This window comes from Alicyclobacillus sp. SP_1 (assembly GCF_024706985.1).
Taxonomy (GTDB): Bacteria; Bacillota; Bacilli; order Alicyclobacillales; family Alicyclobacillaceae; genus Alicyclobacillus_I.
Map to the genome: position 1 here is coordinate 238,476 of NZ_JAMCCX010000028.1, position 26,700 is coordinate 265,175.

Below are 26,700 nucleotides of genomic sequence, written 5' to 3' on the forward strand. Positions count from 1 at the left end.
GCATGCTGTCGACAATCGTGGGAGAGGTAAACGGGCGCGCGTGGGTTCACCCCCAGCAGGCGAAGGGCTCTGTGCTGGCCGCCTTCTCATGCCGCGTGGGAGGCGATTCAACGGGCCCCTTTGCGAGTTTGAACGTAGGACTGCATGTGGGGGATGACCCTTTGCAGGTCATCCGCAGTCGTGAGCAGTGTGCCGCATATTGTGGGGTGCCACTCGAGCACTTTGTCTTTGCGGAGCAAGTCCATGGCAGCGCCGTTGCGGTCGTGACCCACGAGCACGCGGGGCGAGGGGCGAGGAATCTCGCCACGGCGATACCAGGGGTAGACGCTTTGGTGACCAATCAGAGCGGCTTGGCGCTGGCCATCCTCGTCGCCGATTGTGTCCCCATTTTAATGTGGGATGAGGCACGTCACGTGGTTGCGGCGATTCACTCGGGGTGGCGTGGTACCGTTCTGCACTTGGCGGCAAAGACGGTGGACGTGATGAAGGAGCAGTTTGGGACCCATCCGAGTGATGTGCGAGTGGCCCTGGGGCCGTCCATCCGGCGTTGTTGCTACGAAGTGGATGATGCCGTCTTGGACAAGGTGAAAAGTGAATTTTCGCCTCTCGTGGTCTCTCCATCGGCTCGGCCTAAGCATGCATACTTATCATTAGTTGACTGCATTCGCGAAGACTTGGACAAGTCCGGAGTCTTGCCTGACCATGTTGAGGATGTAGGCATCTGCACCAGTTGTCATCACAACTTGTTCTTTTCGTATCGCAAAGAAGGTCGGACGGGACGTTCGTTGGCAGTGGTCTGCTTGAAATAAGTTTCAAACTGCTTCCATCGGTTGCAGACACGGAGCAGGACGCATCGGCGTTGAAGAGTTTTGGGATGATTGGGAATTTCCTGGAATGGTCTGGGCTGGTTTGTGCAACGACACACAAAGGATGGGTACATAGCATGGCAGAGGACGGACAAGGTCGTTTGGAGGAACAATGCCGATATCTGGAGGCGTGCCGAGCATCGCTAGCGCAAATTCAATCGACGATTGACGAGCATGCTGAGGTCTCTTCACGGCATCGAGAGGACATTCAAATCGTTGCCGTGACCAAGTATTTAGAAACTTGGCAAGCAGAACTTCTGCACCAGCTGGGACTGCGTGATTTTGCCGAAAATCGCTGGCAGGTGGCGCGAGAAAAACTGTCGATGAAGGATGCGCATGCGGTTCGCTGGCATTTTATCGGGCCGATTCAGTCCAATAAAGCAAAATACGTCGCGCGCGCTTTTGACGTGGTTCATTCTTTGGATAATGTGTCGCTTTTGCGGTTGCTGGAGCGCGAGGCAACGCTGGCCGACCGCACGCTGGACGTGCTCGTTCAAGTCAACTTAGACGGGGGAGCCAACCGCCACGGCGTCCCTGCCGCTGCATTGTCTGAATTGTTGAAAGAAGTGGTGAAGAGTTCTCGCCTACACTTGGTGGGTTTGATGACCATGGCTACTGCAACGGAAGACACCCGGCAGATTCGGGATGTCTTTGCGCAACTGCGGGAATTACGAGACGAGTACCAACAAAAGCTATCGTACCAAGATTTGGTGCATCTCTCGATGGGGATGTCTCATGATTTTCCGATCGCGGTCGAAGAAGGGGCCACCATGCTCCGATTGGGGCGTGGTCTGGTGCTTCCTGCGACGTATCGTTCCGAGGCACCGTCGTCTGTGCAGCAGAGGTCCGAGGAGCTCTAGGCTGGTCTGGCTGAAGCGCAGGGACGGTCGTAGGAGAATTAGTCTCTTGCGATGTAGGCAGAGAGTGTTTGAAATGGGGGACAACAATGGGCATTCTGGTGGATATCATTCGGGCTTTATTCACACTCTACTTAGTGGCGTTGATTGCGAGTGTTTTGCTGACCTATGTTCCCGACTTTGGAAGAACACAAGTTGGACTGGCACTGCAGAGGCTGACGGCTCCTTACTTTGCTCCGTTTCGCCGCGTCAGCAAGACCTTTTCCGTCGGTCGATTTCGCTTCGACCTCTCCACACTGATTGGGATTCTGGCTTTTTTCTTTATCCAAGCCGCAATCAGCAGTGTGCTCAGTAGCCTTATGGCGAGCGTGATGACGAGTGTCTGACAGTCAACGAGAAGGTTGGATTCGACCGAGTGAGCGGGCGTTTGCAGAGAAAGCGAGAGACGTGGTGCGGCGCGTCCGTGACCGGCAGAAGTGGATTCTCACTGATTTTTTGAACGCCCGTGAGCAATTTTTGTTGCGAAGTATGGCCGGTCAGTCGCAACTCGAAGTAGCGGGTAGTGGCGGTTACGATGGTGCGGAGCGGGAACGGTTTTTGGTCATGCCGGACCAGTGGTATCCGGAGGCGAGTGACTTTTCGATTGTTGCTCTGCAGATTGAAGCCCAGTCTCGACAGGACACGTTGACGCACCGAATGGTGCTGGGTTCTCTGCTGGGGCTAGGAGTCGACCGACGCGTGGTTGGCGACCTTGCGCAGTCTGGCGAGACGTTCTATGCGTTCGTTGAAGCGGAGATGGCAGACTTCATTCGTCAACACTGGACGCACGCTGGACAAGCCGCAATCTTGGTGGCAGTGTGTCAAACGCCTCTTCATCTCAGCCCTGCCGACTATGTGTGGGAGGAGATGAGTTTGCCCTCCTTGCGCTTGGATGCTGTCTTGGCGCATGTGTCTCGCCTGTCGAGGGCGCGTGCTAAGGCTTCTGTCGAGAGTGGCTTGATTCGACTCAACGGCAGCGTACTGGATGCTCCCGATGAGCGTTTGGAAGACGGCGATACCTTGTCAGTTCGCGGGTTTGGGCGCATTCGTATTGGCCCGGTTACGGGTCAGACGAAATCGGATCGACTCTGGGTGCAGATCGGTGTTCTGCGTGGCGACCGCTAATTTTTAGAGAAATCGATGCTGTGCTGATGGCTTGGGATGGGGAATTTGTCGCATTTGGAAGGAGATTGTGCTCTGCTGTCGAAACGAAGTAGCACGGTCCTTTGCACCGTACGCGATGCGATGAGAATTTCATGGAAAATCAAAGGAATCAGGGGGTGCCGTGAGTGCCGTTGTCACCGCTGGACATTCACAATAAAGAGTTTGGGCGTTCATTTCGAGGCTATGCGGAAGATGAGGTCGATGATTTTCTCGAGCGCGTCATTCAAGACTATGAAGGCATGATTCGCGCCAATAAAGACTTGGAAGAGCGCATGGAACAAATGCAAGAGCGGCTACGGCATTTCACGAACATTGAAGAGAGTCTCAGTAAGTCCATCATCGTGGCGCAAGAGACTGCTGAAGAAGTCAAAAACAATGCAAAAAAAGAAGCTCAGTTGATTATCAAAGAAGCGGAAAAGAACGCCGACCGAATTGTCAGCGAGGCGCTGCAAAAGTCGCGGAAAATGGCCCTAGAAGTCGAAGAAATTCAAAAACATGCTGCCATCTTTCGCGCTCGCTTTCGGTCGCTCATTCAGGCGCAGTTGGAGTTACTAGAGTCTGGCGACTGGAAACACTTTGACGACGACGCACATCAGGTGGACCTGCAATTTCGTCAAGCCTCTTCGTAAACGAACATCAGAGGCATGTCCGATGGTGACATCCGGTGGCGTGCAGAGCGTTGACCGTTCCCGCTGTTAAGGAAACGCTCTCGGCGCGCCGCTTTCTTCATCGCCGACGGCGTGAGTATATGTAGAGCACGCAGCCGCAAATAAGCAGAAACAAGAACCAGGGTGAGAGTGGCATTTGCATGTGAAACCAACCATCCACAATCCACTTGCCAAGCAGGTCGATGGCACTCACCCAGATTAGAACGAGCGCCAGCACCCGGACCCCATGTCGTTGCATTGAACACCCCAACTCCCTCCTTGCCCATCATATCATCCCCTGGACTCGTCAGACGTGACAGATGGGTGAACAATCCATGCCAAAATAAAGTCTGTATGGACGCACTTCGCTTCTCTCACACTAGAGGTACATCGCAAGTCCATGGGGTATCCGTGAGGGAGGAATTGAAAGTGCCAAATACCGCGCGAACGCGACTCCAAAAACTGCGAGACGAAGTGGCTGCGAGATGGGTCCCTTCTGGAAATTCCAGTCTTGGTCTTGCTATGAATGAAGAAACATCCGAATTATCCGTCTATGACAATCATCCGGCGGATGTCGCGTCGGAAGTGTTGGACAGAGAGGTGCGGCTCGGACAATGGGTTGCAGATACGGATTATTTGACGGAAATCGACGAGGCGTTGGCGGCCATCGATGCGGGGACGTATGGTGTCTGTCGAGTTTGTCATGTGCCGCTCGAGCCGGAGCGGCTTGAGGCGTATCCGACGGCGCTGACCTGTGTGCGCTGTAAGCGCGCGGCCGAAGGTGCGCGACTTCTTCACCATCGTCCCGTCGAGGAGAGTGTGCTTCACGGGAATTTTGCAGCCTCTAACTTGGATGGCAAAGATGCCACGATGTTTGACGGAGAGGATACCTGGCAAGCGTTACAGCGCATGAACGCTCGACCCACTGCCGCAGACCCCGAAGATGTCGGCTGTGAACCGTGGCTGGAAGACGAACGCGTCGACCTTCTCGATGGGGTGACCAACGAGGAATGGAAGTCCACGCTGTCTTGAGCGAGTACGGCAGGTCATGTGGTTATTCGCGCTGTTCCCCAACTTCGACATTCTGTGGAGAGAAACACATTGCTGTGGCAAGCGTATCGCTGCGTAAGCCACAACGAAGCGATTCGACCGCAAGCAAGTCGTTTGGTGGGATGTTGCCAAGATTGACCTCGCTGCCAAATCGTTTCATGAAAGTTACTTGTTGCGTCTTTTGCGGTGCTTCCCAAAGAATCCGCGTTGTCGACTCGGGCCCCAGGTGGTCTAGAAACTCTTCGAATAGGGACACGTCAATCTCGCCGCGGTTGTCGTAGATGCCAGCACTGTGACCGTGTTCACGGCCTTCTACGACGACGTAGTTTGCACCTGCCGCCAAGTCTCGCTCAGCTTGGCGGGCCATGATTTTCGGGGAAAATGTGCTGCCGTTCTTTTTGCCAATTTCGCTGAGAACGACGCTCACGGAACGGCGGGCTGTTGCTATCATGGCCGTTCGTTCGCGTTCCGACAGTGAGATGGTTCCATCGGATATTTCCAAAGCGGCAAAGCCTATTTCTGTTGCTTCTCGACAAAATTTTTCAAAATTATTTTGGCTGTAGGCAATTTCGGTGAGTGTTCCGCCTGGGTAGGCGATGACGTCATGCGTCTTCGCCAAGGCTAATTTTTGTCTTAAAACGTCTGCGGGGTAAAGCAGTGACGTACCAAAACCGAGCTTGAGAAAGTCCACATACGCACCGCCAGTTGTCAATAAATCGGACAATTCATACATTCCTAAGCCCTTGTCGAGAATCATCGTTAGGCCATGGCTGCGTGGTTTGGCGTGAATCCTTTGAATCGGCAGGGTCATCGTTTGAGCAAATGGACCGTTCTTTGTTAAAATCACTAGGACTGGCCTCCCGTCCGTTCGTGGTGAATTGAGCACGGCGTTGGCGGGGTCCGGAATTAAGCACCATCATCACCATGGTTGTGGGTGCACAAGAGGGGTGCTGGACATTCTTTATGTCATCGCGTTTTGTATTTATGCTGCAGACCAAATCATTAAATTCATCGTCCGAACCCATCTTCACCAAGGCGTATTGGTTCCTGTTTTCCCACCGTTTGTAGACCTCGATTACATTCAAAACCCAGGCGGTGCGTTCAGTATCTTTCCGCATCACACGTGGCTTTTTGTCAGCGTAGCCATCTTAGTTATTCTTGCCGTGATTTGGGTACATATTCGCTATCGGCCGAGTCGGTTTACTCAGGTTGGGCTCGGTTGCGTGCTTGGCGGAGCACTCGGCAATATGACGGATCGGATAGTCATCGGCAGGGTGACGGACTATGTCTATCTTCAGTTTATTCACTTCCCCATCTTCAATCTGGCCGATGTGAGTATTGATGTGGGTGTTGCCATTCTCATCATTCAGACGTTCCGCCAATCCAAGAAATCGGATGACGGGGATGGAGACGACCATCATGACTGAGGTCTATCGGTTACAATTTACAGTGGATGAGGATGAGGAAGGGCAGCGCCTCGACCGTTGGCTTGCTGACTGTCTTCTCGAACTTCAGGTGGACGCGTCGCGCACTCAGTTGCAGGAGTGGATTAAGCGCGGACTCATCGCCCGCGTGGATTCGACCAAAGCTGTCAAGTCAAGCGACTTAGTGGTCGCAACCAGCACTTACATCGTTCAGATACCAGAGCTGCAGCCTGTGGAGTTAGCAGGGGACGAAGTGGCTTTCGACATCGTTTACGAGGACGACAGTCTCGTCGTTGTCAACAAACCGCGCGGGCTGGTCGTTCATCCGGCGGCTGGGCATGCACGCGGGACGCTGGTCAACGGACTCGTGCACCGCGGCACGCTTCTCTGCCCGCTTGGAGGCGAGATGCGGCCCGGTGTGGTCCACCGGATCGACAAAGATACGTCGGGTCTGCTCGTCTTGGCAAAGACGGAGATGGCTTATCGCGGTCTCACAGAACAGTTGCGGACTCACGCCATGGAGCGGGAATACACGGCCATCGTCCACGGCACCCTGGAACATTCGTTGGGGACAGTGGATGCGCCGGTTGGGCGAGACCCGAAGAATCGTCAGCGGATGGCTGTGGTCGCTGGCGGGAAGCATGCGGTGACGCACTTTCGGGTGGACAGGCAGTATGCTCGCTATGCTCGACTCACGTGCCAGTTGGAGACGGGGCGAACCCATCAAATTCGCGTCCACATGGCGTACATTGACCATCCTCTAGCGGGCGATCCGCTCTACGGACCGCGCCACACGCTGCCCATCATCGGTCAGGCGCTGCACGCTGGCCTGCTCGGCTTCGTGCATCCGCAGACGGGAGCCCATCTCAAGTTTGAGGCGCCCTTGCCAACGGACATGGAGCAGTTGGTAGAATGGCTCGAGCGAGATGGGTGACAACGGCGAACGTCACGTGAACATTGCTCTACAAGGAATTTTCATAACTAACTTGATTGTTGTTACTTTAAAATAGTACAATTATAGACGTGAGCCTGAGCCGCATGTCCGCGGCAGTTCGGTTCTGATGAAAAGGCATATACCTTACGGGAGGCGACCAATTTGGCAAAAGTGAACTGGGCTTTGGACAAGGCGCACAGTAGCGTCACTTTCAGCGTGCGACACATGATGATTTCGAACGTTCGTGGCAGCTTCAATGAATTTGATGCGGCTGTAACCAGTGAAGATGAAGACCTCACGACGGCAGACATTCACGTCACCATTCAACCGACGAGCATCGATACGAAAAATTCTCAGCGTGACGAACATCTTCGCTCGGCAGACTTTTTTCAAAGTGACGAGCATTCGGTCATCGAGTTTAAAGCGAGCGGGCTGAAGCATCATGGTGGAGAGAATCATAGTGTCGACGGACATCTGACCATCAAAGGCGTGACTAAGCCAGTGACGTTGCACTGCGAAATTACGGGACCGATGACCGACCCGTACGGCGGACGCCGTATTGGCGTAGTGGCGACCGGAAATGTCAATCGCAGTGACTTTGGTATGTCTTACAATGCTGCGCTTGAGACGGGTGGCGTCCTGATTGGGGACACCGTCAAGTTGACCATCGAGATGGAGTTTGTCAAACAGGCATAACGTGCGTTCGAGATGTTCTGGACGAATTCATTGACGGGCACAGATTCGCTTGTTATAGTGTACAAAACATCAACTGCCTTGAAGCCAATCCTGTGAGGTTGGTAAGGAGTCGTCCATGGGGTGAACGCACTTTGAGCAAAGTGTATGGTTCACTGGTTGATAGAGGCCGCCTTCCTACCTTGGAGGGCGGCCTTTTTGGCGGCAGGCTGGGGGTGATGGGTCATGACAGGATCGGTGCAAACGGAAGCGCAAATCATGGACGGCCTCGCAGTCAGTCGCTCTTTGACGCGCATTGCCCACGAGATTTTAGAGCGCAATCGGACTTTGGATGAGATGGTTCTAGCTGGAATTTTAACGCGTGGACACTTTGTTGCCGAGCGTCTGTGCCAGGCTCTGGAACGGATAGAGGGAATGCGTCCGCCGCTTGTAGCACTTGACGTGCGACCGTTTCGGGACGATGTTGCTAGGCGTGGAGGTCATGGAGCCGTCGAGAGTGAGGACAAGCACCGTTTTGAAAGAAAAAAAGTGGTCCTTGTGGACGATGTACTCTTCACGGGTAGAACGGTCCGGGCGGCGCTGGACGCGTTGATGGCCGAGGGGCGAGCGACGTTGGTTCAACTGGCGGTGCTGGTCGACCGCGGACATCGCGAATTGCCGATTCGTCCGGATTTTGTTGGAAAGAACATGCCTACGTCCAAAGAGGAGCGGATTGTGGTTCGCTTTCGCGAAGTGGACGGAGAAGATGGGGTTTGGATTGTCAAAGGTTCGCGCGCGAACCGCTGAAATAGGGAGGACCACCGAAATGTATCATGCCATCTCTACCGATGACTTTACGCGCTCAACCGTCGAACGTTTGATTCGCATCGCTGAGGAGTTTCGAGTGTCACCCCGTCATATTCTACGAGCTCGCCTCCAAGGCACGTTGGTTGCCACTTTGTTCTATGAGCCAAGTACGCGGACGCGACTGTCCTTTGAAGCTGCGGTTGCTCGGCTCGGTGGCAACGTGGTGGGCGCAGAGAACGCTCGAGAGAATTCTTCGGCGAAGAAGGGCGAACGACTGGCGGATGTTTTTCGTGTTGTCGGGGCCTATGCCGACGCGATTGTCATCCGGCATCACGAAAATGACGAAATTGCTGCAGCGCTTCCCTACAGTCCGGTGCCCGTTATCAATGCTGGAGCCGGTAGCGGCGAGCATCCTACGCAAAGTCTTCTCGACCTATACACGCTCTGGCGCGAGTTTGGGCGGATTGACGGTTTGAAGGTCTGTATGGTGGGAGACTTAAAGTATGGGCGAACGGTGCATTCGTTGCTCCGATTGTTGACGCGATTTTCGGGGATTCGCGTGACTTTGGTGTCTCCTGCCGAACTCGCCTTGCCTCCATCACTCCACCGCGAACTCGTTGATGCTGGCTTGGAACTCGACGTTGCGGATGATCTCGATGAAGCCCTCGCGAGCACAGATGTTGTCTACCAGACACGCATCCAGCGCGAGCGAATCACGTCTGAATTGACCGCTGAGGATGAAGAGGATTTCGCTATCTTGCCACGGCATCTGCCCATCTTAGCTCCGACGGCGCGAATTCTGCACCCGCTACCGCGCGTCAATGAGATTCATTTGGAAGTAGACGGTGATGAGCGGGCAGCGTACTTCCGGCAGGTGCAGAATGGGCTGTACATTCGGATGGCGCTGATGGATGAAATTTTGGGAGGGGTGCTCCGGTGAAGGTTAAAGTGACCGGTGGACAATTGCTGGATTTAGTCGAGGAGTCTCTGACGGCGGTGGATGTGCTGGTGGACAGCGAAGCCGGGATGGTGTTGGCTATCGGTACTGAACTGCCGGAGGCGGACCAGACGGTGCAACTGAGTGGGCAAGTGCTGTTGCCAGGTTTTATCGATGTACACGTGCATCTGCGGGAACCAGGGTTTGAACATAAAGAGACGATTGCCACCGGAGCGCGAGCTGCCGCGGCCGGAGGATTTGGGCAAATACTATGTATGCCAAATACGAATCCGCCGCTCGATACACCGGATCGAGTCGCGAATGTACGTCGCCTGGCTCATGCGGCACAGGCTTCTCAAGTGTTGCCCATCGCGTGTATCACGAAGATGCAGCGTGGGGAAGAGCTGACCGACTTTCGGGCGCTTCAACTGGCGGGAGCTGTGGCCCTTTCAGATGATGGAAAAGGGGTGCAAGACGGGGGATTGATGCGCCAAGCGATGGTTGTCGCCAGCGAATGGAATCTTCCCATTGCCATTCACGCGGAGGACGAGTCTATTGCTCGTGACGGGGTGTTACATCCTGGTGCTGCGGCGAGGCTTGGACTACCCGTCCAACCTGGGGAGTCGGAGTCGGCGATGATTGCGCGAGACCTTTTGTTGGCGGAGGCAACGGGCGCCCATCTGCATGTCTGCCATGTGTCGGTGGAACCCGCTGTGAGCCTCATCCGCTGGGCGAAACTCCGAGGAATTCGCGTGACCGCGGAAGTCACTCCGCACCACCTGTTGTTGACCGAGGACGATATTGTGAAAGACGACGCGCGCTACAAGGTCAATCCTCCCCTACGGAGCCGTCGTGATGTGGAGGCCTGTCGGGAAGGATTCTTGGACGGAACGCTCGACATGGTGGCGACTGACCACGCTCCGCACAGCCAGAGCGAGAAACAGCTGGGACTCGCGGCTGCTCCGTTTGGGATGGTCGGCATTGAAACGGTGTTTCCGCTCCTCTACACACATTTCGTTCAAACTGGGAGACTGAGCCTCGCGGAGTTGGTGCGCCGGATGTCGACCCGCCCGGCCGCGGCCTTTCATCTTCCTGGGGGAACGATTCGGGTTGGGGGCCGCGCCGATATCACGGCGGTAGACCTGCAGGCACGGCGCGTGATTGAGCCCGAAAAATTTTACTCCAAGGCTCGCAACACGCCGTTTGCCGGATGGTCGGCGGCGGGTTGGCCAGTCTGGACTATGTGCAACGGCAAAGTGATTCACGATGATTTGGTTCACACAGGAACAGGAGGTTCGGTATGACGGAACCACGTTCAGCCCGGCTCATTCTAGAAAATGGCCTCGTCTTCCACGGATCAGGATTTGGAGCGGAAGGCGAGTCTTTTGGAGAAGTCGTATTCAATACAGGAATGACTGGATATCAGGAAGTCTTGACCGACCCATCCTATTGCGGTCAAATTGTCACCATGACCTATCCGCTTATTGGCAATTATGGAGTCAATGTTGACGATATCGAATCGCACGCCCCGCATGTGCGTGGATTCGTTGTGCATGAGTGGAGTGAGGTGCCCAGTCACTTTAAGAGCACGGGCACGCTCGGCGCGTACCTTGCACAGCACCAGATTATCGGGATATCCGGAATTGATACGCGCAAATTGACCAAGGCGATTCGCAGTCAAGGAACGATGAAAGCCGTACTCACGACTCTCGATACGCCTGTCGCTGAGCTCTTGGACCGCCTTTCTGCACCTTTTCCGACGGATGAAATTTTACAAGTGACAACTCCAGTTCCGTACCGCGCTCCGGGTGAAGGACGGCGCGTAGTGGCCATGGATTTTGGCATGAAGTCCGGGGTGGTGCGCTCGCTGCTCGCACGAGGATGCGATGTGGTGGTCGTACCGGCGACGACGACGGCCGATGAGATTCTCGCATGGCAGCCGCACGGGGTGATGTTGTCCAACGGACCTGGCAATCCGGAGAATGCAGCGTATGCTATCGATACGGTGCGGGCGCTGATTGCGCGGGGAGTACCGATGTTTGGAATTTGTCTCGGACACCAACTCATTGCGCTGGCGTGCGGCGGTAAGACCGAGAAAATGCGTTTTGGGCATCGCGGAGCGAATCATCCCGTGAAAGATTTACGGACTGGCAAAGTGTCCATCACCTCGCAAAATCACGGTTATCGAGTGACTCGCGAGTCGCTGCAAGAAACGCCCCTCGAAGTGACGCATGTCAACGTCAATGATGGAACTATGGAAGGATTGCGCCATCGCGATCGGCCTGTGTTTTCTGTTCAATATCATCCGGAGGCGCGGCCGGGCCCAGATGACTCTGATTCTCTGTTCGAAGAGTTTATGTCGATGATGGATGCTGTTTTGAAGGGGAGTTGGTCTGTGCATGCCGAAGCGCTCAGATATTAAAAAAATTCTCGTCATCGGGAGTGGGCCAATTGTGATTGGCCAAGCCGCCGAGTTCGACTATGCCGGCACACAAGCCTGCCAGGCCCTGCGCGAAGAGGGCTACGAAGTGGTGCTCGTCAACTCGAATCCGGCCACCATCATGACGGATGCAGGGATGGCCGACAAAGTCTATATTGAACCCATCACTCTGGAATTTGTATCTCAAATCATTCGCAAGGAGCGGCCGGACGCTTTGCTGCCGACGCTGGGTGGCCAGACGGGATTGAACATGGCCGTTCAACTGTCGGAATCAGGCATTTTGGCGGAAGAAGGCGTGTGTTTGTTGGGAACGCCGCTGTCTGCCATTGAAGAGGCGGAAGACCGTGAAAAATTCCGCGCTTTGATGCATCGACTCGGCCAGCCAGTGCCCAATAGCCGCATTGTGCGCTCCTATGCAGAAGCTCGCGAATTTGCCGAAGAGATTGGTTTTCCCATCATTATTCGCCCGGCGTATACACTCGGCGGGACGGGAGGCGGCATTGCTCATGACGAACTGGAGTACCGCGACATCGTGGAACTTGGTCTGGCGATGTCTCCCATTCATCAAATTCTCGTCGAACAGAGCATTGCTGGTTACAAAGAAATTGAGTATGAGGTCATGCGTGACGCCAATGACACGGCGATTGTCGTCTGCAATATGGAGAATTTCGATCCGGTCGGAATCCACACGGGCGATTCCATTGTGGTAGCTCCGAGTCAAACACTCTCCGACAGCGACTATCAGATGCTGCGCACGGCCAGCTTAAAAATTATCCGTGCTCTCGGCATTGAGGGCGGGTGCAACGTGCAGTTTGCTCTTCATCCGGACAGTCAGAACTATTATGTGATTGAAGTGAATCCCCGCGTCTCGAGGTCGAGTGCTCTAGCCTCTAAAGCGACGGGTTACCCAATTGCTAAAGTGGCCGCTAAAATTGCCCTCGGCTATCGTCTGGACGAAATTCGCAACCCGGTGACGGGTGAGACCTATGCCTCGTTTGAACCGAGTCTCGACTATGTGGTCACTAAAATTCCACGCTGGCCATTTGACAAGTTTCACAGTGCAAATCGGCGCCTAGGCACGCAGATGAAAGCGACTGGGGAAGTCATGGCCATCGGCCGAACGCTCGAAGAGTCGTTGATGAAAGCAATTCGTTCTCTAGAAGTCGGAGTCGACTCCCTGGAACACCCGAAGGCGTCGACTTGGACTCAAGATTATCTTGAACACCACCTCAAAGAACCGGATGATGAGCGCCTCTTTGTCTTGGCCGAATGCATGCGCCGTGACATGTCCTTAGAGACGTTACATGCCGCGACTCAGATTGACCGCTGGTTTCTCCACAAGGTCATGAATTTGGTTGACTTAGAGCGGCAACTTCGCAGATTGGGAGAGGGCTACGACAGGAGTTTTGGAGAATTTGCCGAACGCCATCGTGCGTTGCTGGTGCTCGCCAAACGCCGAGGCATTCCGGACACGGCGCTAGCCCGCTGGCTGCGGACGCATCCCTTAGACGTGCGGGCATGGCGCATTCAACAAGGTCTGTCGCCAGTCTACAAAATGGTCGACACATGTGCAGGAGAATTTGCCGCCCACACCCCTTATTACTACAGCACGTATGACGAAGAAGATGAAGTGCTAGAAAGTGCCGAGACGAGAAAATTGCTCGTTTTAGGATCCGGCCCGATTCGCATTGGCCAAGGTATTGAGTTTGACTACTGTTCGGTCCACGCGGTTTGGGCCATTCGTCAAGCGGGATACGAGGCGATTATCGTCAACAACAATCCGGAGACGGTGTCAACCGATTTTAATACGTCGGACAGACTCTATTTTGAACCGCTGCACCTGGAAGATGTGCTGAATGTAGTGGACCGCGAGCGGCCAGACGGGGTGATTGTGCAGTTTGGCGGTCAGACGGCCATCAATTTGGCGGCCGGCCTTGCGGCGGCGGGCGTGAAAATTTATGGGACCGCGCTCGGAGACATTGATGCTGCCGAAAATCGCGAGAAATTTGACCAACTGTTGGCCGAATTGGATATTCCGAGGCCGGAGGGTCGCTCCGTAACCTCTGTTGCAGGTGCGTTTGATGCGGCGCATGCGCTGTCCTATCCAGTGGTGGTTCGGCCGTCGTACGTTCTTGGGGGTCGCGCGATGCAGATTGTCGACTCGGATGCGGACCTCGAATTGTACATGCAGGAAGCGGTCGACGTCTCCTTGAGTCAACCAGTGTTGATTGACCGCTATTTGCAGGGAGTGGAAGTGGAAGTTGATGCCATCTCAGACGGCGAAACCGTCATCATTCCTGGGATTATGGAACACATTGAGCGCGCTGGCGTGCACTCGGGAGATTCTACTGCCGTGTTTCCGCCGCAACATTTGTCAAGTGAAGTACAGGCGACTTTAGTGGACTACACAACTCGTTTGGCGCGGGGGCTGCACGTGCGTGGTTTGGTCAACATTCAATTCGTCATTCACAAACAGACTGTTTACGTCATTGAAGTTAACCCGCGCAGTTCTCGAACTGTTCCATTTCTGTCGAAAGTGACTCACGTTCCGATGGTCGACCTGGCGATGCGCGCTGTGTTGGGGGAATCCCTCGCGAGTCTCGGTTATGACACAGGCTTGTTGCCAACGCCTGATTTTGTCTCAGTCAAGGTCCCCGTCTTCTCTTTTGCGAAACTGCGCGGAGTGGATATCACGCTCGGCCCAGAGATGAAGTCGACTGGTGAAGTCATGGGAACCGACCGAACGTATGCCAAAGCGCTGTACAAGGGGATGATTGCCTCTGGTACGAAGGTGCCGACGCACGGCACGCTGCTCGCCACGATTGCCGACAAAGACAAAGAAGAGGTCTTTCCGCTCTTGCAGCGCTTCGTGCACCTTGGTTTTCGATTGGCAGCGACTGAAGGGACGGCGAAGTTTCTCCGCACTAAAGGATTGGAGGTCCGTGTGGTCAATAAGCTCGCACAAGGGACACCGAATCTTGCCAATGACATTGCTGATGGTCGGATTCAACTCGTGTTGAATACATTGACGCGTGGACTAAAACCGGAGCGGGACGGATTTCGCATTCGTCGAACGGCGGTGGAACATGGAGTACCCTGTCTGACATCGGTAGATACTGCGGCATCGCTGCTCGAAGTGCTGGAGACCATCCGCTTTCAAACAGTCCCAATCGGCCAGGGACCAGGCCATGTCGAAGCAAAGAAGAGAGGTTGAGATGATGGACTCGGGGATGCTCTTAGACAGCCGTTACGATGTTGTCCGGAACCGCACGTATCTTGCACTCGATGTACCGAGTGCCAGTGAAGCACTGGCACTCGTAGAGCGATTTGGTGCCGGAGTGACGGGCTACAAAGTGGGCTTGGAGTTATACAATGCTGCAGGACGGTCTGTCGTTGAAACATTAGCGAAACTCGGTAAGCGTATCTTTTTAGACATCAAACTTCACGATATTCCGAATACGGTTGCGGGGGCCTTGCGTGCCCTCAAAGACCTACCAGTGGAGATGGTAAACGTACATACGCTGGGTGGCCTCGAAATGCTGTGCGCGGCAAAATCGGCGTGGGAAGACGTAGAGCAACCGCCGCTGTTGATTGGGGTGACCGTGCTGACGAGTCTGTCGGAAGAGGATGTATCGCTGCTGGGTGTGCATGGAGGACTGACCGCATGGAGCCGACGACTCTTGTCCTTGGCCGACGAAGCCGGCTTGGACGGGGTGGTCTTGTCGGCGTCTGAACTACCTCTGGTTGCCGAGACCATCAAGCGCCCGTTTGTGCGTGTGGTGCCGGGAGTGAGACCTTTACAGGCCGACACGTACGACCAACAACGGATTGCCACTCCCTTACAAGCTATCGAAAAAGGGGCAGACCATCTGGTGCTAGGGCGAGGTGTGCTTTCTCAGTCGAATCCACTGGTTGCGCTCCAAAGGGTGTGGGATGAGATGCGTGTGGGATTGGGGGAGGGTGTCTGATGGAACAGAGTGTATGGTTGGCAGGAAGCAAAGAACAGACGGAACGGATTGCACGGGGCATGCTTCAGGCAGGCGTAGTCGAGCTTCGACCGCATGCGCCCTTTGTGTGGTCTTCTGGATGGCACTCGCCGATGTACTGCGACAATCGGTTGATTATGGCCTATCCACTCTTGTGGAATCTGGTGTTGGCCGAATTTATGGAGGCCATAAGACGGTACTTTCCTGCGGTCGAGGTGCTCGCTGGAACCGCCACCGCGGGTATTCCACATGCAGCGGCGTTGGCGGACCGGCTTAACCTACCCATGGCGTATGTCCGCTCGTCGGCAAAAGAACATGGGAAAGGCAAGCGGGTTGAAGGACGAACAGGTCAGTCCCTTCGCACCGTGATTGTCGAAGACACCCTCTCCACGGGGAGATCCGCCCTCGATGCTGCGACGGCTCTAGAGGAGGAGCACATGAATGTGCTCGGTGTAGTCTCCATCTTTTCATATGACTTCGATGTTTGTCGCGACTCCTTAAACGAACGCAAACTGACCGCCTTTCGCGCGGTCGATTATGCGTCTTTGATTGATGCGGCGGCCATGCTCGGCGTTGTCTCGGACAGCGAGGTTCGCTCGCTTCAGGAGTGGCGATTGCATCCCGAGCAGTATGGCCATTGAGTCTTAGGGGAACAGCATGGCATAAAGAGGACATAGGCCTGCGTTGGTCGCGCCACTCGGCCAAACCGACGCAGGCACCCTTATTCTGCTTGCCGGAAGCTTACATCCAGCCACGCCAACGCATGGCTTCCGCAAATGGACGAACACCGACCATATAGGCTGCCAGGCGGGTTGTCACGCGGTAGCGGTCTGCAGTCTGCAGAATGGTTTGAACAGACTTGACCATCATCTCTTCCATCCGCTGATTGACTTCTTCTTCCGTCCAATACCATCCTTGGTTATTCTGTACCCACTCGAAGTAGGAAACGGTGACACCCCCCGCGTTGGCAAGCACATCAGGAATGAGCAGGACGCCTTTGTGAGTGAGAATTTCATCCGCTTTCGGCGTAGTGGGACCATTTGCGGCCTCGACCACGATGGATGCCTTAATGTCTTCGGCGTTGCCGGAGTGAATTTGATTTTCCAGTGCTGCAGGAATCAACACGTCACACGGTTGCACCAAGAATTCTTCATTGCTGAGGACGTTTTGATACGCTGGGGTGACCATGCCAAAGGAATCTTTCTGGTCGATTAAGTCGGGAATCTGCAGTCCTTCTGGATGGTAAAGTCCACCACCCGCGTCGCTAATCCCAATGACTTTGATACCCAACTCATGCAATATGAGTGCCAAATTGCTGCCTACGTTTCCAAATCCTTGAACCATGACCGTCAGGTCGTGTACGTCACGGCCGAGCTTGTGCGCTGCTTCGCGCATGGCGATATAGACACCGAGTGCCGTCGCCTTTTCGCGCCCTCTTGACCCACCGAGAACAATCGGTTTGCCCGTAATGAAGTTGGGAGAATCCAATTCCTTAATCCGGCTGTATTCATCATACATCCAAGCCATGATTTGAGGATTGGTGTAAATGTCCGGAGCAGGAATGTCTTTGGCTGGTCCGACAATTTGGCTGACAGCTCGAACATAGCCTCGAGCCAACCTCTCTTGTTCTTTGATGGACATTTCTCGCGGGTCGCAAATAATGCCGCCTTTTGCTCCACCATAAGGCAAGCCGAAAATGCCGCACTTTAAGCTCATCCAGATGGACAGAGCCTTGACCTCATCGAGCGTTACACTCGGATGGAAGCGAATCCCACCTTTTGTCGGCCCGATAGCATCATTGTGTTGCGCTCGATAGCCAGTGAAAACCTGTGTCTCCCCGTTGTCCATGCGGACTGGAATACGCACCGTGAGCACCCGAATGGGCTCTTTCAGAAGTTCGTAGACCACATCGTCGTATCCTAAGCGGGACAGTGCTTCCTTCACCGCATTTTGTGTATTGGTGAGAACATTGTCGCCCGGCGGCGGCATGTTTGCCCCTGCCGCAAGTCGTTTACTGACGGGCTCAATTGCCATGGTATAGGTCTCCCTTCGAGATGAACGCATAACAAGTTTCATCATAAATCACTTGGGGCAAGATGAAAAGTACAACGGTGTTGACATCGCGTCGACTCTGCAAAATTCTCCACATCATTTCTGCCTTTGAGGAAAGCGAGGGTACTCATGGCAACGCTTCGTCTTCGCGCCGAGGTTCGCAAAATTTCTCACAAGTTGGCGACCATTTCCTCGTCTTTCCTGGTTCACGTCGTCGTCTCCGCGCTCATCATTCTGGCGGTGTTCGTTCATCCGCCGAACGTCTTTTCTGGAGACACGGATACGGCGCGCAATTATTTGAATACCATCGTCTCCTCCTTATCCACAATTCTAGCTTTATGTATCTCCATCATCTTGGTTGCCATTCAAATGACCGCTTCCAATTACACGCATCGCGTACTCGATTTTTACGTTCGACTTCCTTATAACGGGTCACTTTTTTTGATTTATCTCGTCACCATCATGCACAGTTTTTTTCTGATGGCACAGATTCACGACCCAGTGGCCGATCCGCTCTCCCCTCACCTGCAACTGGAGATGAGCGCTGACCTGGTATTGGTCATCATCTGCTTCCTATCGCTTCTCTTGTACATGTACGCAGTCGTTCAACTGCTCAAACCGGACCGAATTGTGGCCCTCATCTTGCGCGATTATCACCGGGCGGTGGCGCGTGGCAAATGGCGTGCTGCTTTGGACAACATTGAGCAAATTTGTGACATTGCAAAGCGAGCCGCTTCCGTCAGTGATACGGTGACCGGAACCAACTGTCTGCGGACGATGCATGAAGTCGCCACGAAACTACCTCTGCCGCGCGACACGGACGACCCGATTGTCGCCGTACATCAAAGTTTTCTCGACCAGTGGAGTGAAATTGTCGGTGTGGCTGTCAAAGAGCGAGAGACGGGGTTGTTGCTCACTACATTAGAGGCCATGTATCAACAAGGTTGCCTGTGTATTGAAGGTCGAGCGTGGAGAACCGCTGAGCGAGTCGTCAAAGCTTACAAACAGTTGGTTCTAGGTCATCTGCTGCCAGAAGGTCAAGGTTTTTATGTGGAATCGGTGGTGGACTACTTGTATCAGTTGGCTGAGCAGAGTGCGCGGACGAATGAACGTGGCCAATTGTTCGCGCTGCGCACACTCGCGGTGGTTGAGAAAGTGTCCGCTCCCGTCTTTCGTCAAGGAGGGGTCGAACTGCCGACTTTCCTCACACATGAGGCAGTCCCATCGATGTTGCAGCGGACTGACGAGACGGACGGAGCCGGTCCGTTGTTGACCGCCTACTTCCGTTTGTTCAAGTCGTTCATTGGCGTGGCAGCACTGACCGATGTGCTGGTCTGGGCGGATTGGTGGGGGCGGCAACTGGAAGATTGCATCGACCTGCGCAACATCGGCATGGCGCTTGCCCGCCTCTTGGCTGCCGAAGCTGGTCGCAAAGAAGCGGAGCGCACGCTCGAGGCGGCGTGGCAACCGCTTCTTCTTGAGATGATCAGTGGTGCCGAGTTGTTTCAGGTGCCCGGTCTCGACTTGCGGGTTTTGTTCGACGGGCTGTTTCCGGCACATGCCCTCAATTCGGCTGTTCTGACACGTCGCTAGAGCGGCCGTTAAGAAGCGCAAACACGGCTTCGCGGTGGGGCGTGATGAACAGGGTGTGCTGGTGGTCATAGAGCACGTGGCCTGGCCTCGCGCCGTTTTGCTTCCACACGTGGCGAGCCTCTGTGTAGTCGACGGCGACTTGCGAGGAATCTCGCGCGCGGCTGAAGTAGGCGGCCAACAGTGCCGCGTCTTCGAGGGTCGTCGCGGGAATCTCTGTACCGTTATCGTTGCGAATTAACACGTGACTCCCGGCCGTGTCTTTGGCGTGCATCCAGATGTCGTGTGGTTTTGCCATGCGCAGTGTCAAGCGGTCGTTTTGATAGTTATTGCGTCCGACGAGGAGCGTGAACCCGTCTCTGGATGTGTAACTATCGGGTTGCGGAAGACTTGGTTTTTTGTGAGATTTCGCAGCCGATTTGTTTTTGCTTTTTGGCGTCTGTTGAGTCGGTCGTTTGTGGAAACCTTCGGCAATCAACTCTTCGCGAATGGATTCCAAGTGCTCCGGATTGGCGCTCAACAAATGTTCCTCAACGTTATCCAAGTAGAACAGGTCGCGTTCGCTGGAAGCGCGCTCGGCCGCCAAAATGGCGATGCTGCGCTTGCGCTTTGCACTCTGGCGAAAGAACCGCTGGGCATTTTCCATCGCGGTCAGAGCGGGGTCCAGCGGAATGGAGACGAGGCCCCCGTCTTCTTCAAAGCTCGGCAAATTCGCTTCTGTCGCGCCCTTTTCCAGAGAATATCCATAGGCGAGCAGCAACTCGCCGTACATGCGTAGGCGCTCGTGTTCGGCACTCGCCGTCTCGAGCTCCTCTATTTTTGCCAACTTTCCGCGCAGGCGGTCTTTGGCCGTGCGGACAACTTGTTGCAATTCCCGTGCAAGTCCGTTTTCGAGTGAACTTTGGTAGGCCGTCATGTGGACGGCTTCAAGAGCGAAACTCATACTCTCAGCGGAACGGGTGGCGACGGCCGAGAGCAGTGGAAACGGAGCGTATTCTGTTGGCCGTCCAAGCGAATCTAAGCCAACATGCGGCTGTAATTCTTGCAGAGTGTCTACGCGGTGAGCCAGTTCAGACAGAACGTGGCATAGTTTTTGCGCGCTCTGCTCGTCGCGACTTCGCCACAATGCTTCACGCGCGGAGGTCGGGCCAAGTCCCGAGACCGTTTTCATAAGGGCCAATTGGTTCCGCTTGCCCGTCCACTCTCCGGAAAGAAGTGGGGCCAATTCGGCTGCGGAACAATTTTTCGGTGACATTTTATTTTGCGCAGGAGGCCGAGCAAAGGTGAGACCTGGAAGAACTTGGCGCACCCGACTGACGGTCTGCGGCACGTGAACCGCCGCATCGACAATCTCCCTCGGGCGACCGTCTGTGCCCGTTTTGCAGAGAATCAAATTGCTGTGCTTGCCCATCAGTTCAGCGACGAGAGTGTAGCGGTTGAGATCACCGAGATCGTCCAAGGAATCGACGGTCAGTAGGAGCACTCGGTCGAGGCCGTCCTGCTCCACACCAACCAAGCGCCCGGACTCAAGGTGACGGCGCAGTTGGTTGCAAAAGCGTGGAGGCTCGGCTGGAGAGGCGGGCCTTGGACCAGTCTGCAGGTGGGCCCTCGCGAACTCGCGGTGAGCTGACAGCAACAGGCGTTCTGTTCCGTGCCGATGGCGCAGCGTCAGAAGGATGTCGCGTTCCGAAGGTTGATGAATTTTTTCAATGCGGCTGCCGATGAGCCGTTCTTGCCATTCCAATACTAGTGCGCGCAAGGTCAGACCGTCCATCTCGGACGACCTCCTTTCCGTGGGTCTAGCGGAGTCTGTACAAGCATAGACATGCAGAGACACGCATTACAACTGGTCGTCCGAATAATCATCGATTCGGAGACGCATGAAAGGAGTGGCTCCGGTGGAGAAAGACTGGCACTCATGGACGGTGAGCGATTGTGTCGCCGAATTGAATTCGAATCCAGACGGCCTTGCCCTGGGCGAAGTCGCAGAGCGGCAGCGCGTCTTCGGTCCGAATCTCCTTGCGGAAGGCACGAAAGTCTCGCTTCTGACCGTGTTCTTCAACCAATTTCGGGACTTTATGATTTTGGTCTTGCTCGCGGCAACGTTGATTTCCGGACTGCTCGGCGAATACACCGACGCCATCACCATTATTGCCATCATCATTCTGAATGGGATTCTCGGTTTTGTTCAAGAGGTCCGGGCAGAGCGGAGTTTGGCGGCGCTCAAAGAACTCACCGCACCGATGGCGAAGGTGCGCAGACAAGGTCAGGTCACAGAGGTGCCAGCCAGAGATTTGGTGCCAGGCGATGTGGTTCTGCTTGAAGATGGGGACCGGGTGCCGGCCGATGGGCGCATTATGTCCTGTACCAGCTTTTCCGTCGAAGAGTCCACACTCACAGGAGAGTCGGTTCCAGTCAACAAACAGCCGGACCTCGTGGCGGCCGCGAGTGCTTCACTCGGTGACCGAAAGAACATGGTCTACATGGGGACGATGGTGACCCGCGGAAAGGCGGAAGTGCTCGTGGTCGCCACCGCGATGGATACAGAAATGGGCAAAATTGCCGACCTGATGGAGCAGTCCGAAGAGACGGTGACACCGCTGCAGCGGCGATTAGAAGAACTCGGGAAATTCTTGGTCTGGCTGGCCATCGTTTTGACCGTGCTGGTGGTGGTGACGGGCGTCCTTCACGGCCACCCATGGGTGCAGATGTTTCTTGCCGGAGTTTCGCTGGCGGTCGCCGCCATTCCCGAAGGATTACCCGCCATCGTGACCATCGCGCTCGCCCTAGGGGTGCAGCGGATGATCAAGCGCAATGCGATTGTCCGCAAATTGCCGTCGGTCGAAACGCTCGGCTGCGCAACGGTCATCTGTTCGGATAAAACAGGAACGTTGACGCAAAATCGAATGACGGTGCAGCACGTCTACGCAGATGGTGTGACTTATCAAGTCAGTGGTACAGGCTACGACCCACACGGACAGTTTCTGCTCGGCGACCAAGTCATCTCGCCGAGCCGTCGGCCAGCGCTAAAGAGTCTCGTGGAGATTGGCGCGGTCTGCAACAATGCGGTGATGGTCGAGCGGCCCGCCGAAGACTCTGTGACGTGGACAGTTCAGGGCGATCCGACAGAAGGCGCGCTCCTCGTCCTCGCAGCGAAAGCAGGCTTTTTAGAACCGGACGCAGTCTACCACCGCGTTGCCGAAAATCCGTTTGACTCCGAGCGCAAATGCATGTCCGTGCTCGTGCAAAGCGAAGCCGGAGTGTTCGCTTTTGTGAAAGGCGCTCCGGACATCCTCCTGAACATGTCGAAGCGCGTCCTGTCGGGCGGCAAAGAACAAGGTCTCACGCCGTCGATTCGCAAGACGATTCAAACGGTGAACGAACAGTTTGCGTCTTCGGCCCTGCGCAATTTGGGTTTTGCGTACAGACAATTTCCTTCCCTCGAAGTCGCGTCTCAAGCAAACTGGGAAGATGATCTCGTGTTTGTCGGGATGTGCGGCATGATCGATCCTCCGCGAGACGAGGTTTACGAGGCGATTGAGACTTGTCGACGGGCTGGCGTGCGGACGGTGATGATTACGGGTGACCACCAACAGACGGCCGCAGCCATCGCGAAGCGTCTCTGTATTTTGCCTGAAGGTGGCGAAATCTTGACGGGCGCGATGATGGACGAGATGGACGACCACGAGTTGGCGGCCGCAGCCAAGAAGACGTGTGTTTACGCGCGGGTCACGCCCGAGCACAAATTGCGCATCGTGCGGGCTCTCCAAGCGGGTGGGGAGATTGTCGCAATGACGGGCGATGGCGTCAATGACGCACCTGCCATCAAACAGTCAGACATCGGGATCGCCATGGGTAAATCGGGAACAGACGTGGCCAAGGAAGCCTCGGCACTGGTGCTCGCGGACGACAATTTTGCGACCATCGTGGCAGCCATTGAAGAAGGCCGTGGCATTTACGACAACATCAAAAAATTCATTCGATATTTGCTCGCGTCGAACGTCGGAGAAATTTTGACCATGTTTATCGCCATGTTGATGGGACTTCCACTGCCGCTGCTGCCGATTCAAATTCTCTGGGTCAACCTCGTGACCGACGGACTTCCGGCCATCGCGCTTGGGGTCGATCCGATTGAAAAGGACATCATGCACCGGCCTCCTCGCAACGTGCATGAGGGCATTTTTGCAAAAGGAATGGCGACAAAAATTCTCAGTCGGGGCACATTGATTGGCCTGTCGACGTTGGCCGTGTTCCTCTGGGTGCGACATGCGTATCCGGACAATCTGGCGCTTGCCCAGACGATGGCGTACGCCACTCTGACGATGTCTCAGTTGATTCTCGTCTTTGACTGCCGCTCTTTGGACGGGGGGATTTTTAAGAGAAATCTGTTCGGCAATCTGTGGCTCATTTTTGCGGTTCTCTCGTCGGTCGCTATGTTTCTCGCGACGGTCTACGTGGAACCGCTGGCCAAAGTGTTTTCAACGGTGCCTTTGTCTCTCTCGCAGTGGGTGATTGTTCTCGTGATGGCAGCCATTCCCACGTTTGCGCTGTCGCTACGCAGGGCGGGTCGAAACGCGATTCGGCCCAAGCAGGCAGAGAAGTCGCAAAGCCGCGCTGCATGAGTCTGTGCACAGTGACGTGACTCGAAGTGTCGACTGAGTTCAAGCATCAAGCCACCGGATTCGTCGTGAGGATTCACGTCGATTCTCCAGGTGGCTTGTTCCCTGTCAGGACATGCAGTAGAATGAAAACAATTTTGAGGGTGCCGAGAACGAGGCCGAGATGAGGCATCACGCAGGGATTGTCGCGAATGACATGGGCAGGGAGGAACGTGCATGAGCACGAAGCTTATCAATATCGGGTTTGGCAACATGGTGTCGGCCAACCGAATTGTTGCCATTGTGGCGCCAGAGTCTGCGCCGATTAAGCGTATTATTCAAGAGGCGCGCGAGCGCGGAACGCTGATTGATGCCACGTATGGGCGCCGGACGCGTGCGGTCATTATTGCCGACAGCGGTCACGTGGTCCTCTCTGCGGTGCAACCGGAAACAGTTGCCCATCGCATGGTTAGTAAAGAACAGGTCATTGAGGAGGACGAATGAGCACTCGCGGAAATCGCAGGGCGAATCAGGGAATATTGTTTGTGTTGAGTGGTCCTTCCGGTGCCGGCAAAGGAACGGTCTGCACGGCTTTGATGCGCCGGGAGCTCGGCCTCCACTTATCTATCTCGGTGACAACGCGTACTCCACGAAATGGCGAAGTCGATGGCGTGAATTATTTTTTTCGTGACAAAGCGGAATTTGAACGAATGATTGAAGCGGACGAATTGTTGGAATGGGCAAAAGTCTACGACAATTATTATGGGACGCCAAAGGATTTCGTTGCATCAAGATTGGCAATGGGGTATGATGTTTTTCTGGAGATCGACATTCAAGGTGCTATGCAAGTGAAACGGCGCTTTGCGGATGGCGTATTTTTGTTTCTGGTTCCGCCATCGCCAACGGAACTCCAAGCGCGCATCCTTGGTCGCGGTTCGGAGACGGAAGAGACCTTTCAATTGCGCTTCGGTGCGGCCCATCAGGAGCTTCAGCAAATGCGGGAGTACGACTATGTGATTGTCAATGATGAGGTTGAGCATGCCTGCAATCGGATTGAGTCCATCATCGAGGCGGAGCATTGCAGCGTGAAGCGCAATTTGCATTTACTCGAACATTGGTGAAAGAGGTGTGTAGCATGTTGTATCCATCGATTGACAAGTTGTTGGATATTGTCGACAGCAAGTACGCTCTCGTCGTAGCGACAGCGCGCAGAGCCCGTCGACTGCAAGAGAGTAGCATTGGCATGCCGGGTTCTTCCACAACCATGAATGTGAGTCGTGCACTCTGGGAAATCTCGGACGGCACGATTCGCTACGAGCGCACGGAGTCCATATCCTGAGCGGTTACAAATTTTAAGGAGGGCTGGACAGCCAATGCGGTTGTTCAGCCCCTTCTCTGTTTAGGCGGCATAACAGAGAGAGAGGTGTTGACATGACGAAACAGCATATTTTGCTCGGGGTGAGTGGCGGAATCGCGGCCTTCAAGTCGGCGTCTTTGGCTAGTCTGATGGTGAAGGGCGGATATGAGGTCCAGGTCCTGATGACAGAGCACGCCACTCGTTTCATCACGCCGCTGACATTTCAGTCTTTGACGAAGCGTGCGGTCGTGGTAGACACGTTTCTGGAACCCAACCCGGCGCAGATTGCCCACATCCAACTGGCGGATGATGCTCTGGCATACGTGATTGCACCGGCCACGGCGAACGTCGTGGCCAAGTTGGCGCATGGCTTCGCCGACGACATGGTGACCACGACGGCACTGGCGGCAACGTGTCCACTGTTGATAGCACCTGCGATGAATGTGCATATGCTTGCGCATCCCGCCGTGGCGGCCAATCTCCGCATGCTGGAAGAGCGCGGCGCCATCGTTTTGCAGCCGGCAGAGGGGCTTTTAGCCTGCGGCTACACAGGAAAAGGACGACTGCCTGAGCCGGAAGACATTTTCGCCGTCCTCCAGGCGGTGCTCGCTCGGCGTCAGGACCTGCTCGGATTGAAAGTCTTGGTGACGGCAGGGCCGACTATTGAGGAGATCGATCCGGTGCGGTACATCACGAACGCATCCACTGGCAAAATGGGCTACGCGATTGCCGCCGCTGCTGCCGCGCGCGGTGCGGAGGTGGTTCTCGTCAGCGGTCCGGTCACATTGGCACCTCCTGAGGGTGTAAAACTGCGGGCCGTTCGCTCGACGGAAGACATGTTTGTGGAAGTCGAGAAACATTTTTCTACCGCTGATGTATTCGTCGCTGCGGCTGCTCCGGCTGACTTTCGCCCCAAGGAGCGCCTGGCGGGCAAATGGAAGAAAGAACTAGGTACGCCGAGCATCGAGTGGGTGAGGACACCCGACGTACTGAAGTCGATGGGAGAGCGGCGTACTTCGCACAACCAGACGTTGGTCGGCTTTGCTGCCGAAACTGAGGACGTCTTGGCCAATGGTCGGCGCAAATTGACGTCTAAGCACCTCGACCTTCTGGTGGTGAATGACATTCAAGAAGAGGGCTCCGGATTTGCCGTCGATACGAACCATGTCACCTTGCTCAAGGCGAACGGAGACATCAAAGATTTTGCCACTATGCCGAAAACAGCCGTGGCTGACGCACTGTGGGACGAAATTCTCGCCTGGCGCCACCGGACTAGGTGA

Annotated in this window: 26 protein-coding genes; 22 read left to right on the forward strand and 4 right to left on the reverse strand. The window is 55.0% G+C overall.

Going from position 1 to position 26,700, the window contains the following annotated elements:
• The first annotated feature begins 2 nt into the window (after nt 1–2).
• The 5 genes from pgeF to M4I36_RS09460 all read left to right on the forward strand — a co-directional run bounded on the left by pgeF (nt 3) and on the right by M4I36_RS09460 (nt 3,555).
• Nucleotides 3–809, forward strand: coding sequence for a peptidoglycan editing factor PgeF (gene pgeF / locus M4I36_RS09440; protein WP_258111465.1), 807 nt, complete (start codon nt 3–5; stop codon nt 807–809).
• Nucleotides 810–943: 134 nt separating this feature from the next.
• A complete protein-coding gene (locus M4I36_RS09445; RefSeq protein WP_258111466.1) occupies nt 944–1,726 on the forward strand; it encodes a YggS family pyridoxal phosphate-dependent enzyme in 783 nt (260 codons plus the stop codon).
• An 86-nt stretch (nt 1,727–1,812) separates the two neighbouring features.
• Nucleotides 1,813–2,109 (forward strand): YggT family protein, encoded by a 297-nt coding sequence (locus M4I36_RS09450; protein ID WP_258111467.1) that lies wholly within the window; start codon nt 1,813–1,815, stop codon nt 2,107–2,109.
• Nucleotides 2,102–2,887: a YlmH family RNA-binding protein gene (locus M4I36_RS09455; RefSeq protein ID WP_258111468.1), complete on the forward strand. Its 786-nt coding sequence runs from the start codon at nt 2,102–2,104 to the stop codon at nt 2,885–2,887. Before M4I36_RS09450 ends, M4I36_RS09455 begins: the two co-directional genes overlap by 8 nt.
• 164 nt (nt 2,888–3,051) lie before the next feature.
• Complete coding sequence (locus tag M4I36_RS09460; protein WP_258111469.1) at nt 3,052–3,555, forward strand: DivIVA domain-containing protein; 504 nt, start codon at nt 3,052–3,054, stop codon at nt 3,553–3,555.
• A gap of 97 nt (nt 3,556–3,652) precedes the next feature.
• On the opposite strand, the gene M4I36_RS09465 is transcribed toward M4I36_RS09460, so the two are convergent.
• Entirely contained in the window at nt 3,653–3,832 is a 180-nt protein-coding gene (locus tag M4I36_RS09465) for a hypothetical protein (protein WP_258111470.1), read from the reverse strand.
• A 170-nt stretch (nt 3,833–4,002) separates the two neighbouring features.
• Between M4I36_RS09465 and M4I36_RS09470 the strand changes: the two genes are divergently transcribed.
• Nucleotides 4,003–4,605, forward strand: a complete 603-nt coding sequence (locus M4I36_RS09470; protein ID WP_258111471.1) for a TraR/DksA C4-type zinc finger protein — start codon at nt 4,003–4,005, stop codon at nt 4,603–4,605.
• A gap of 22 nt (nt 4,606–4,627) precedes the next feature.
• Here the strand turns inward: M4I36_RS09470 and comA are convergent, their stop codons facing one another.
• Nucleotides 4,628–5,470, reverse strand: coding sequence for a phosphosulfolactate synthase (gene comA, locus M4I36_RS09475; RefSeq protein WP_258111472.1), 843 nt, complete (start codon nt 5,468–5,470; stop codon nt 4,628–4,630).
• Nucleotides 5,471–5,570: 100 nt separating this feature from the next.
• On the opposite strand from comA, the gene lspA reads away from it, so the two are divergent.
• From lspA to pyrE, 10 genes are all read left to right on the forward strand, one after another.
• Nucleotides 5,571–6,050, forward strand: coding sequence for a signal peptidase II (lspA, locus tag M4I36_RS09480; protein ID WP_258111473.1), 480 nt, complete (start codon nt 5,571–5,573; stop codon nt 6,048–6,050).
• Nucleotides 6,043–6,981, forward strand: coding sequence for an RluA family pseudouridine synthase (locus M4I36_RS09485; RefSeq protein ID WP_258111474.1), 939 nt, complete (start codon nt 6,043–6,045; stop codon nt 6,979–6,981). Before lspA ends, M4I36_RS09485 begins: the two co-directional genes overlap by 8 nt.
• Nucleotides 6,982–7,152: 171 nt before the next feature.
• Nucleotides 7,153–7,677, forward strand: coding sequence for a YceI family protein (locus M4I36_RS09490; RefSeq protein ID WP_258111546.1), 525 nt, complete (start codon nt 7,153–7,155; stop codon nt 7,675–7,677).
• Nucleotides 7,678–7,899: 222 nt separating this feature from the next.
• The gene (pyrR, locus tag M4I36_RS09495; RefSeq protein WP_374985891.1) at nt 7,900–8,460 is read left to right on the forward strand and encodes a bifunctional pyr operon transcriptional regulator/uracil phosphoribosyltransferase PyrR; all 561 of its coding nucleotides are present in this window, start codon (nt 7,900–7,902) and stop codon (nt 8,458–8,460) included.
• Between the two features lie 19 nt (nt 8,461–8,479).
• Nucleotides 8,480–9,400, forward strand: coding sequence for an aspartate carbamoyltransferase (pyrB, locus tag M4I36_RS09500; RefSeq protein WP_258111475.1), 921 nt, complete (start codon nt 8,480–8,482; stop codon nt 9,398–9,400).
• A complete protein-coding gene (locus M4I36_RS09505; protein WP_258111476.1) occupies nt 9,397–10,701 on the forward strand; it encodes a dihydroorotase in 1,305 nt (434 codons plus the stop codon). Before pyrB ends, M4I36_RS09505 begins: the two co-directional genes overlap by 4 nt.
• Nucleotides 10,698–11,819 carry a carbamoyl phosphate synthase small subunit gene (locus tag M4I36_RS09510; RefSeq protein WP_258111477.1) on the forward strand — a complete coding sequence of 374 codons (1,122 nt, stop codon included), beginning with the start codon at nt 10,698–10,700 and terminating at the stop codon, nt 11,817–11,819. Before M4I36_RS09505 ends, M4I36_RS09510 begins: the two co-directional genes overlap by 4 nt.
• The gene (carB, locus tag M4I36_RS09515) at nt 11,797–15,051 is read left to right on the forward strand and encodes a carbamoyl-phosphate synthase large subunit (protein WP_258111478.1); all 3,255 of its coding nucleotides are present in this window, start codon (nt 11,797–11,799) and stop codon (nt 15,049–15,051) included. The genes M4I36_RS09510 and carB overlap by 23 nt, the downstream gene beginning before the upstream one ends.
• 1 nt (nt 15,052) lies before the next feature.
• Nucleotides 15,053–15,805, forward strand: a complete 753-nt coding sequence (pyrF, locus tag M4I36_RS09520; protein WP_258111479.1) for an orotidine-5'-phosphate decarboxylase — start codon at nt 15,053–15,055, stop codon at nt 15,803–15,805.
• Nucleotides 15,805–16,464 carry an orotate phosphoribosyltransferase gene (gene pyrE / locus M4I36_RS09525; protein WP_258111480.1) on the forward strand — a complete coding sequence of 220 codons (660 nt, stop codon included), beginning with the start codon at nt 15,805–15,807 and terminating at the stop codon, nt 16,462–16,464. The genes pyrF and pyrE overlap by 1 nt, the downstream gene beginning before the upstream one ends.
• A gap of 100 nt (nt 16,465–16,564) precedes the next feature.
• Here pyrE and M4I36_RS09530 read toward each other — a convergent pair whose 3' ends face one another.
• Nucleotides 16,565–17,812 (reverse strand): Glu/Leu/Phe/Val family dehydrogenase, encoded by a 1,248-nt coding sequence (locus M4I36_RS09530; protein WP_258111548.1) that lies wholly within the window; start codon nt 17,810–17,812, stop codon nt 16,565–16,567.
• A 192-nt stretch (nt 17,813–18,004) separates the two neighbouring features.
• On the opposite strand from M4I36_RS09530, the gene M4I36_RS09535 reads away from it, so the two are divergent.
• On the forward strand, nt 18,005–19,468 hold the full coding sequence (locus tag M4I36_RS09535; protein ID WP_258111481.1) for a DUF2254 domain-containing protein: 1,464 nt from the start codon (nt 18,005–18,007) through the stop codon (nt 19,466–19,468).
• Here the strand turns inward: M4I36_RS09535 and M4I36_RS09540 are convergent.
• Nucleotides 19,440–21,239, reverse strand: a complete 1,800-nt coding sequence (locus M4I36_RS09540) for an Rqc2 family fibronectin-binding protein (RefSeq protein ID WP_258111482.1) — start codon at nt 21,237–21,239, stop codon at nt 19,440–19,442. The two genes, M4I36_RS09535 and M4I36_RS09540, sit on opposite strands and share 29 nt — an antisense overlap.
• Before the next feature lie 106 nt (nt 21,240–21,345).
• On the opposite strand from M4I36_RS09540, the gene M4I36_RS09545 reads away from it, so the two are divergent.
• From M4I36_RS09545 to coaBC, 5 genes are all read left to right on the forward strand, one after another.
• Nucleotides 21,346–24,087: a calcium-translocating P-type ATPase, SERCA-type gene (locus tag M4I36_RS09545; RefSeq protein WP_258111483.1), complete on the forward strand. Its 2,742-nt coding sequence runs from the start codon at nt 21,346–21,348 to the stop codon at nt 24,085–24,087.
• 213 nt (nt 24,088–24,300) lie between these two features.
• Nucleotides 24,301–24,567 carry an extracellular matrix/biofilm regulator RemA gene (gene remA, locus M4I36_RS09550; protein ID WP_258111484.1) on the forward strand — a complete coding sequence of 89 codons (267 nt, stop codon included), beginning with the start codon at nt 24,301–24,303 and terminating at the stop codon, nt 24,565–24,567.
• Nucleotides 24,564–25,184, forward strand: a complete 621-nt coding sequence (gmk, locus tag M4I36_RS09555) for a guanylate kinase (protein ID WP_258111485.1) — start codon at nt 24,564–24,566, stop codon at nt 25,182–25,184. The genes remA and gmk overlap by 4 nt, the downstream gene beginning before the upstream one ends.
• 14 nt (nt 25,185–25,198) lie before the next feature.
• Nucleotides 25,199–25,402, forward strand: a complete 204-nt coding sequence (rpoZ, locus tag M4I36_RS09560) for a DNA-directed RNA polymerase subunit omega (RefSeq protein ID WP_258111486.1) — start codon at nt 25,199–25,201, stop codon at nt 25,400–25,402.
• A gap of 92 nt (nt 25,403–25,494) precedes the next feature.
• Complete coding sequence (gene coaBC, locus M4I36_RS09565; RefSeq protein WP_258111487.1) at nt 25,495–26,700, forward strand: bifunctional phosphopantothenoylcysteine decarboxylase/phosphopantothenate--cysteine ligase CoaBC; 1,206 nt, start codon at nt 25,495–25,497, stop codon at nt 26,698–26,700.

Bases quoted from the DNA above. Each gene is read 5' to 3' on its own strand.
- pgeF (WP_258111465.1), top strand. From the start codon at position 3: ATGCTGTCGACAATCGTGGGAGAGGTAAACGGGCGCGCGTGGGTTCAC.
- M4I36_RS09445 (WP_258111466.1), top strand. From the start codon at position 944: ATGGCAGAGGACGGACAAGGTCGTTTGGAGGAACAATGCCGATATCTG.
- M4I36_RS09450 (WP_258111467.1), top strand. From the start codon at position 1,813: ATGGGCATTCTGGTGGATATCATTCGGGCTTTATTCACACTCTACTTA.
- M4I36_RS09465 (WP_258111470.1), bottom strand. From the start codon at position 3,832: ATGCAACGACATGGGGTCCGGGTGCTGGCGCTCGTTCTAATCTGGGTG.
- M4I36_RS09485 (WP_258111474.1), top strand. From the start codon at position 6,043: ATGACTGAGGTCTATCGGTTACAATTTACAGTGGATGAGGATGAGGAA.
- pyrR (WP_374985891.1), top strand. From the start codon at position 7,900: ATGACAGGATCGGTGCAAACGGAAGCGCAAATCATGGACGGCCTCGCA.
- pyrB (WP_258111475.1), top strand. From the start codon at position 8,480: ATGTATCATGCCATCTCTACCGATGACTTTACGCGCTCAACCGTCGAA.
- M4I36_RS09510 (WP_258111477.1), top strand. From the start codon at position 10,698: ATGACGGAACCACGTTCAGCCCGGCTCATTCTAGAAAATGGCCTCGTC.
- carB (WP_258111478.1), top strand. From the start codon at position 11,797: ATGCCGAAGCGCTCAGATATTAAAAAAATTCTCGTCATCGGGAGTGGG.
- pyrF (WP_258111479.1), top strand. From the start codon at position 15,053: ATGATGGACTCGGGGATGCTCTTAGACAGCCGTTACGATGTTGTCCGG.
- pyrE (WP_258111480.1), top strand. From the start codon at position 15,805: ATGGAACAGAGTGTATGGTTGGCAGGAAGCAAAGAACAGACGGAACGG.
- M4I36_RS09530 (WP_258111548.1), bottom strand. From the start codon at position 17,812: ATGCCGCCGCCGGGCGACAATGTTCTCACCAATACACAAAATGCGGTG.
- M4I36_RS09535 (WP_258111481.1), top strand. From the start codon at position 18,005: ATGGCAACGCTTCGTCTTCGCGCCGAGGTTCGCAAAATTTCTCACAAG.
- M4I36_RS09540 (WP_258111482.1), bottom strand. From the start codon at position 21,239: ATGGACGGTCTGACCTTGCGCGCACTAGTATTGGAATGGCAAGAACGG.
- M4I36_RS09545 (WP_258111483.1), top strand. From the start codon at position 21,346: ATGAAAGGAGTGGCTCCGGTGGAGAAAGACTGGCACTCATGGACGGTG.
- remA (WP_258111484.1), top strand. From the start codon at position 24,301: ATGAGCACGAAGCTTATCAATATCGGGTTTGGCAACATGGTGTCGGCC.
- gmk (WP_258111485.1), top strand. From the start codon at position 24,564: ATGAGCACTCGCGGAAATCGCAGGGCGAATCAGGGAATATTGTTTGTG.
- rpoZ (WP_258111486.1), top strand. From the start codon at position 25,199: ATGTTGTATCCATCGATTGACAAGTTGTTGGATATTGTCGACAGCAAG.
- coaBC (WP_258111487.1), top strand. From the start codon at position 25,495: ATGACGAAACAGCATATTTTGCTCGGGGTGAGTGGCGGAATCGCGGCC.